The organism is Streptococcus sp. 1055, from assembly GCF_013276815.1.
Classification (GTDB): Bacteria; Bacillota; Bacilli; order Lactobacillales; family Streptococcaceae; genus Streptococcus; species Streptococcus pseudopneumoniae.
Genome location: NZ_VMLT01000113.1, coordinates 1 through 7451 on the forward strand (window position 1 = coordinate 1; position 7451 = coordinate 7451).

Annotated in this window: 5 protein-coding genes and 11 tRNA genes; all 16 read right to left on the bottom strand. The window is 42.2% G+C overall.

The features are described 5' to 3' along the window. Window positions 1-153: 153 nt before the first annotated feature. The gene (locus HT699_RS09590) at window positions 154-1332 is read right to left on the bottom strand and encodes a LysM domain-containing protein (protein WP_138706287.1); all 1179 of its coding nucleotides are present in this window, start codon (window positions 1330-1332) and stop codon (window positions 154-156) included. A 159-nt stretch (window positions 1333-1491) separates the two neighbouring features. Next, window positions 1492-2118 carry an HAD family hydrolase gene (locus HT699_RS09595; protein ID WP_138706286.1) on the bottom strand — a complete coding sequence of 209 codons (627 nt, stop codon included), beginning with the start codon at window positions 2116-2118 and terminating at the stop codon, window positions 1492-1494. A gap of 3 nt (window positions 2119-2121) precedes the next feature. Continuing rightward, window positions 2122-3402: an MATE family efflux transporter gene (locus HT699_RS09600; protein WP_119947241.1), complete on the bottom strand. Its 1281-nt coding sequence runs from the start codon at window positions 3400-3402 to the stop codon at window positions 2122-2124. Between the two features lie 60 nt (window positions 3403-3462). Next, a complete protein-coding gene (thrC, locus tag HT699_RS09605) occupies window positions 3463-4947 on the bottom strand; it encodes a threonine synthase (RefSeq protein ID WP_050261063.1) in 1485 nt (494 codons plus the stop codon). A gap of 76 nt (window positions 4948-5023) precedes the next feature. Next, complete coding sequence (locus tag HT699_RS09610) at window positions 5024-6301, bottom strand: gamma-glutamylcysteine synthetase (RefSeq protein WP_119943725.1); 1278 nt, start codon at window positions 6299-6301, stop codon at window positions 5024-5026. Between the two features lie 107 nt (window positions 6302-6408). After that, window positions 6409-6492 (bottom strand) — tRNA-Leu (locus tag HT699_RS09615). Window positions 6493-6501: 9 nt separating this feature from the next. Next, window positions 6502-6573 (bottom strand) — tRNA-Gln (locus HT699_RS09620). 13 nt (window positions 6574-6586) lie between these two features. After that, window positions 6587-6659: transfer RNA gene (locus HT699_RS09625), tRNA-His, on the bottom strand. Between the two features lie 14 nt (window positions 6660-6673). Then, window positions 6674-6744: transfer RNA gene (locus HT699_RS09630), tRNA-Trp, on the bottom strand. Between the two features lie 4 nt (window positions 6745-6748). Then, window positions 6749-6829: transfer RNA gene (locus tag HT699_RS09635), tRNA-Tyr, on the bottom strand. A gap of 12 nt (window positions 6830-6841) precedes the next feature. Next, window positions 6842-6914: transfer RNA gene (locus HT699_RS09640), tRNA-Phe, on the bottom strand. Between the two features lie 3 nt (window positions 6915-6917). Continuing rightward, window positions 6918-6991: transfer RNA gene (locus HT699_RS09645), tRNA-Met, on the bottom strand. A gap of 10 nt (window positions 6992-7001) precedes the next feature. Next, window positions 7002-7091: transfer RNA gene (locus HT699_RS09650), tRNA-Ser, on the bottom strand. A gap of 82 nt (window positions 7092-7173) precedes the next feature. After that, window positions 7174-7247 (bottom strand) — tRNA-Ile (locus HT699_RS09655). Between the two features lie 33 nt (window positions 7248-7280). Then, window positions 7281-7351: transfer RNA gene (locus HT699_RS09660), tRNA-Gly, on the bottom strand. Window positions 7352-7356: 5 nt separating this feature from the next. Beyond that, window positions 7357-7429, bottom strand: a tRNA-Val gene (locus HT699_RS09665). Window positions 7430-7451 lie beyond the last annotated feature (22 nt).

Sequence of the window (7451 nt, forward strand, 5' to 3'; positions counted from 1 at the left end):
AGGTTGCTCAAAGCACAGCTTTAAGGTTGCAGATAAAACTGACGTGGTTTGAAAAGATTTTCGAAGAGTATGGCAAAGAAAAAAACGAATGAGACTCGCTTCCTAACACAGAAGCTATATCTCATTCGTCAAAATGATATTACAAAGTCTGATTTATCCATTCATTGAAACGTGAACGTGGTCATAGTGGTTTTCTGTCACGCTACCGCGGTCTGACATTGGGTTCCAAGTATTAGCTGGTCCATATTTACTATCGAATGGAGCATAGAAACGTTGTTTCCAGATGATGTAACTAATTCCTCGGCTGGCCATGTTTTGAATAGCGTATTCCGCAATCTTATCCCCTAGTTCTGAGCTTTCTGGCACCATAAAATCGATAGCCAAACCTTTTCCGTGATCTCCACTGTCCCCTGGACGGTAACCACTAAAGAATGTGATGCCAAACAAGTTGGCAACTTCTTCTTTAAAGGCAGCCGTTTGTGGTTGAAGGCCAGCATTTTCAGATTTCGCTACCGCAAGTCCAGCATAATCGGGCGCAGCTGGAGCTGCGTAAGTTGTTGAAACTATTTTCTTCTCTTCTGATTGATAAGTAGAAACTGTTGGTGTAGCTCCATTTGATGATGCTACTTCTTTTGCTTCTGAACTTGTTGCAGTTGTTTCGGTTCCTTTTTCTTCTACTGGCATTGTAGTTGCTTCCACTGCTGATTCAGCTTGAGGGCTTACTTGTTTTTCCTCTTTCTCAGCTGGAGTCATTGCCTGAGGAGTTGCTTCTTCAACTGGGCGAGTTGTTTCTGCTGTTTGCTCCCCTGGTCTAGAAGAGTCTGTAGATGGTTCCACTTCTTCTGCAGCAGTCACTGTCTCTGCAACTTCTGAATTTGATGCTACTTCTTTTGGAGCTTCTGCAATTGGTTGAGAAAGATCTGCAACTTGAACAGTTTGATCATCTACGGTTACTTGATTGGTTGTCAAATCTGCTGTCGCAGTTGTCACTTCTTCACTAGAGTCCGCTTGAGGAGTTTGGATTTCAACTTCTGTTACTTCTTCTGCTTCATTGACAGTCGTTGTCAAAACAGTTTCTGGGAAAATCAAGTCCATATTAGTGATTTTATTCAAATTCGCAAGAACTGTGACATCTACACCCAAGGCTTCTGCAATGGTGCTCAAGGTATCACCATACTGAATGGTGTAACTTCTTTTATTGTCCATTTTAGTCAAATCGTTTTGGATTTGCTCAACACTACGTGCAGTCCAAAGAACTTCTTCTGCTTGGGTTGCCAATACTGGGGCAAATGCCAAGGCTACCGTTGAGGCTAATAATATTCTTTTCTTCATTCTTTCAAATTCCTTTCAAATGAATACCTGTCTATCATAACACAAAAAGAGCAGAAAAAAAGCCCTCTCGGGCCTATTTAACAGAACTGTCTGTTCCTTGTAACAAACTCGGTTACTTGAAACAGTTTGTTAGGTCTCTGTCACAAAACTGACACAATCTTATCGTTCCCAATCCCCAAAAATGTAAGGAATATCTGCTAACCCTTGAATCCTGTGATTTCCTTCATAAGTCGACTCTAAAAAGTTGATACTTTGAATCCCACTATTCTGGGCAAATTCCACATCCAGAGTCCGATCCCCTATATAATAAGTAGTATCATGATTCAACTGATACTTGTCTATCAGATAGTTAGCCGCTTCTGGACTAGGTTTACGCGCAAAGCCATTCTGACTGGTTAAAATCTCTGTAAAATAAGATTCCAAACCCAAGTCTCTGAGAATGGTAAAAGCATTGTCCCCCTTATGAGTGTAAACAAACTGCTGAATTCCTGATTCGTCTGCCCAAGCTAGCACATCACGCGCACCTGGCATCAAAACTACTTGAGTATTCTTCTCAGCCAAACTCTGGGCACGCACCTGATTTAGCACTTCCACATCCAGATTTCTATCTTCTGCCACCCGCACAAGCAAATCTTGCACCGAATACTTGAGGATAAACTCTCTCACCTGCTCCTTATCATAAGGAATAGCAAACTGAGCAAAAGTTTCCTCAATTCCTGACAAAATCGCTTCGTAAGAGTCCAATAAAGTCCCGTCTAAATCCCAAATAAAAGCTGTTTTTTGCATTTCCTATCCTTTCAAGCTCATATAGCGCTGGTAACGATAGCGTAGAAATAACCAGCGAAAACCATTATCCAAGAGAGTCCCTGCCCAAATACCAGACAAGCCCCAACCAAAAACAATCCCCATCAGATACCCTGTTCCAATGCGGATACACCACATTCCTATACTTGTCGCATAGAAGGGAAGCCGAGCATTGCCCAAACCCTGCCAGACTGCTGTATAGATGACTGTTCCTATCGTCATAGGGATTCCAAGTAGTGAAAAAAGTGTCACTAGAACACTAGCCTCCACCGCTAGAGAATTAGTTGTATAGAGATGAGTTAGTGGTATACCCAAAGCATAGATACTGAAGGTCAAGGGCAACATGAGGACCAGAGAGAGCCAAAAGGTTTGCTTGCTCAAACTAGCGACTCTTTTCCAATCATCTTCTCCAACCGCTCGAGCCACTTGCATGACTGTTGCTGTAGCCACACCAAAGGCAGGCATATAGTTAAACTGGGTCAAAACTTCCCCGACTGCATTTCCAGCCACTGCCTCTGTCCCGAAAGACACAACCAAGGCAATGATTACTACATCTCCAGCCCGCATCATAAGTCGCTCTCCAGCTGCTGGTATTGCCAAAGTCAGTAAGTCTTTATCCAGTCCAAAAGTTGGCCTCGCATAAGGAAGTTTTAATTGTAACCACAAAATCACAAGACCGACCAAACGAGACAGAATAGTCCCCCAAGCAACACCAGCTATTCCCATATCTAGAACAAAAATAGCTAGACTGGAAAAGAGAATATTCAAGGCATTGGATAAAAAACTAACATAGAGGGGCAGACGTGGATTATGCGTTGCACGAATCAAGGCTCCCAGACTAGTCATCAACCCCAAGAGCACAATCGACCCTCCTACCAAAGATAGGTAGAGTCCACCACTCTCAGCTACATCTCTCTCCGTCCCCAAAAGTCCTATCATCTCTTTCCCAGCGAAGATGGACAAAGCTCCTAAAAGGAAACTTAATAGTAAGGTAATCTTCAAGGCCTCAGTCACATGATAGGCTAGCTTAGACTGATCCTTCTGCCCCAAACTTTTTGAAATAACACTGGAAATAGCAGCTCCCAGAGCGATGAAAATCGCCTGATAAATCGTAATAATATTACCAGCTACTGATACACCCGAAATAGCTATCAAGCCCAAGTGGGCTACCAGATAACTGTCCACCATCCCCATGAGCATCTGCAAAAAGTTTTCGCCCATAGCTGGCAAGGCAATATTAAGAATGTCTTTATTTTTCTTAAACAATCCTTCCTCCTGATGAAAAGAAACTCAGTTGGTTTCCCAACCGAGTTTACTCCCTCTGTCTTAAAGTCCTAGATAAGCCTCAACCGCTGCTTGCATATCAGTAGCTGCCACTGTTGTCTTGTGACGAACAGGAGCTGTTTCAAGGCCATCAACTGCTGGTGGCACTGCAACGCCTGAGATTTCATGTAATTGAGCCAAGGCTTCAAAGTCAGTCAAGCCAACTTTCCCAGTTACAGCTTCTACTGCAACCACTGGGAACTTGTAGGGACTAGCTGTTGATGCAATCACTGTCTTAGTCGCATCGCCAGTAGCAGCTTGGTATTTCTTATAAACTGCTGAGGCAACCGCTGTATGTGGATCCTCGATATAAGAATCTGACTCATAAACACGCTTGATTTCTGCTGCCGTTTCTTCCTCAGTCGCATATTCAGCTGCAAAGAGGTCCAAAATCTCTGCATCAAAATTAGTCAACTCATATTGACCTTGGCTATTCAAAGCATTCATGAGTTCAGCTGTCTTAACCGCATCATTTCCCAAAAGATGGAAAATCAAGCGCTCCAAGTTTGAAGACACCAAAATATCCATAGATGGACTAGTTGTTACCTTAAACTCACGTTTCTTATCGTAAACACGTGTCTTGAAAAAGTCTGTCAAAACATTGTTGTCATTTGAAGCACAGATTAGTTTGCCAACTGGGAGGCCGATTTGTTTGGCATAAAAGGCAGCCAAGATATTTCCAAAGTTTCCTGTTGGTACCGTGAAGTTGACCTTATCACCAGCCTCAATCTCACCAGTCTTGACCAACTGAGCATAGGCATAAACATAATAAACAATCTGTGGTACCAGACGACCAATGTTCATAGAGTTAGCAGATGAAAATTGCAACTTGTTGGCCGCTAATTTTTCACGAAGAGCCACATCATTGAACATATGCTTCACATTTGTTTGCGCATCGTCAAAGTTACCATCAATAGCGATAACATGAGTATTGTCACCAGTCTGAGTGGTCATTTGCAACTCTTGAACCTTGCTGACACCATCCTTTGGATAAAAGACGATAATTTCAGTACCAGGCACATCCGCAAACCCCGCCATAGCAGCTTTCCCCGTGTCACCAGATGTCGCTGTTAAGATGACAATCTTGTTCACCAAACCATGCTTCTTAGCAGCTGTTGTCATAAAGTATGGCAAAATAGACAAGGCCATATCCTTAAAGGCAATCGTTGATCCATGGAACAGTTCCAAATTGTATTGACCGTCTAATTTCACCAAAGGCGCTATAGCTGGAGTATCAAATTTACTATCGTAGGCATTGTTGATACAGTAGTCCAACTCTTCAGCTGTAAAGTCATCTAAAAATGCTGACAAAACAATCTTAGCAACTTCCTGATAAGAAGCAGCTTTCAATTTGTCAAAGTCCAAATCTACCTTTGGATAAGTAACCGGTGTAAACAAACCGCCGTCCGTCGCCAAACCTTGCAAAATAGCTTGGCTAGCAGTTACTGTATTGTTGGCATCACGCGTTGATTGATAAACTAATGTCATTACTCTCTATCCTTTATCTATAGTCTCTTCCATTATATCATGATTTTTCAGAAAATTCTCCCTTTAGTAAGAGAAATTATAGGCTCAATTCTTCTTTCAAAGGCTGTAGGTAGGTCATTTCTTTCTTATTTCTCATCTTCAGTCCTTCCTCGGCTAGCAGGAGTAAGTCTTTGGAAAATCCAATAATCGCAGTTTCTTCCTGATCTGTAAGCTTTTTCTTAGAAAATTGTCGTCTTAAAAATTTATAATTTCGCCCAAATTCTTTAAAGAAAGGTGCTGTTTCTAAGTAAGCTTCTAACTTATCTAAATTAACTAATAATCCCAAGTGAAAGGCAGCAGAAGCGAAGGTTTTATCTAGAGGCTGAGTACACACACTACGAAACTCAACTGTTCCTCGAGTCGTTAAGTCTTGGTACTGGTAACTACGATGAGTTTCAAAATCCTTCTCTTGAGGGTAAATAAGAATCTCATCCCCATTAAGAGCATATGCTTGGATTTCAGATGTAGCCAAATAGTCCCTAGCCTGAATGGGATAAAAATAATAGGTTTGTCCATCACGTTCCGCAGTAAAAATCGCAGAATGATCGAGATAGTCAAAAAAATCATCTTCATCATCAAAAAGTCTAGTATTAACCCCAACATTCTCTGGATAGATGCCATGCATCGATTCTTCCCAGAAGATGTCCCTTGAAATTTTTGTATCCCAATCCGCACCTGTAAACTCAGAATTGGCAAATAAATAAGCCTTAACTGTTTCAATTTGGGTAAAAGCATTAATCACCCGTAAGTAGTTGGATTTTGAAATATCCAGCTGAACCTGACTCCCACAGATAAAAGCACCATATTCAGGGAAATAATGTAAATCTGATTTAGTAATATTTCTACTCAAATTCAAATAATCCATCAACATTTGATAGCGTGGATAAGCCACTGGATAATTCTCATTTTTATCCCAGTTAGGATGAATTCCACAGCCAACGATAGCATGATTGGATTCAGCTAACTTTCTCTGAATTACATCCATATAATTATTAAAACGATTTTCGACATCTTGAATTGTTTCAGCCTTACCAAATGCAAACTCAATCGTTGTATAGGAAACTTCAAATAAAATAGCATCCTGACTTATCGGATCTACTAACTGGATCAGATTGCCAAAATCATCTACCTTTTCGACAGTAAAATCAAAAGAAGAAACTAAATATCGGAATAAGTACTTGATAACTTCAACATCTGTAGCATCCCCTTCCAAGTTTACAACAGGATATTCCAGCTCAATCCCGACAAACAATTCAGGATTTTCTTTAATATTTTTCAAATACCGATGTTTTAATAAATCGATAGAACGAGACATACTTCCCTACACTTTCATAATCTAAATAAAATTTGGATAAGTATTATTATAGCAAAAATAATATAAAAAAGGAACGAAGACTTACAACGTTCCTTATCGCTATACTATACCGGCGGCCGGGGTCGAACCGGCACGTCCTTGCGGACACTGGATTTTGAGTCCAGCGCGTCTGCCAATTCCGCCACGCCGGCAAATAGTAACTGGGGTAGCTGGATTCGAACCAACGCATGAGGGAGTCAAAGTCCCTTGCCTTACCGCTTGGCTATACCCCAATAATATAAAATAGGCGAGTGATGGGGATCGAACCCACGCATGCCAGAGCCACAATCTGGTGTGTTAACCACTTCACCACACCCGCCATAATTTTATTAACACGGGCAGTAGGAATTGAACCCACACTGAAGGTTTTGGAGACCTTAGTTCTACCTTTAAACTATGCCCGTAAAATGGAAGGGGAGGGATTCGAACCCCCGAACCCGAAGGAGCGGATTTACAGTCCGCCGCGTTTAGCCTCTTCGCTACCCTTCCAAAATATATAAATGGCGCGAGACGGAATCGAACCGCCGACACATGGAGCTTCAATCCATTGCTCTACCAACTGAGCTACCGAGCCTTATTGCGGGAGCAGGATTTGAACCTACGACCTTCGGGTTATGAGCCCGACGAGCTACCGAGCTGCTCCATCCCGCGTTAATATAAAAGGAGGATGTGGGATTCGAACCCACGCACGCTTTTACACGCCTGACGGTTTTCAAGACCGTTCCCTTCAGCCGGACTTGGGTAATCCTCCAAAATAGTTTATACGGGAACAAACCCGTGTCCTCTTAGTGAAAAGATAATGTTTCAATTCTCTAGTAATGGACTAAACACTATGGGCACGAGTGGACTCGAACCACCGACCTCACGCTTATCAGGCGTGCGCTCTAACCACCTGAGCTACGCGCCCAAGTTAAAACTTGGTACAAAGAACAAAGTTCAAAGCGGGTGACGAGAATCGAACTCGCGACAACAGCTTGGAAGGCTGTAGTTTTACCACTAAACTACACCCGCTAAAATGGGAGTTAACGGGATCGAACCGCTGACCCTCTGCTTGTAAGGCAGATGCTCTCCCAGCTGAGCTAAACTCCCTAGAGCTAAGCGACTTCCCTAT

Excerpts from the sequence above, each read along its gene's own strand:
- HT699_RS09590 (WP_138706287.1), bottom strand. The coding sequence starts at position 1,332 with ATGAAGAAAAGAATATTATTAGCCTCAACGGTAGCCTTGGCATTTGCC.
- HT699_RS09610 (WP_119943725.1), bottom strand. The coding sequence starts at position 6,301 with ATGTCTCGTTCTATCGATTTATTAAAACATCGGTATTTGAAAAATATT.
- HT699_RS09595 (WP_138706286.1), bottom strand. The coding sequence starts at position 2,118 with ATGCAAAAAACAGCTTTTATTTGGGATTTAGACGGGACTTTATTGGAC.
- thrC (WP_050261063.1), bottom strand. The coding sequence starts at position 4,947 with ATGACATTAGTTTATCAATCAACGCGTGATGCCAACAATACAGTAACT.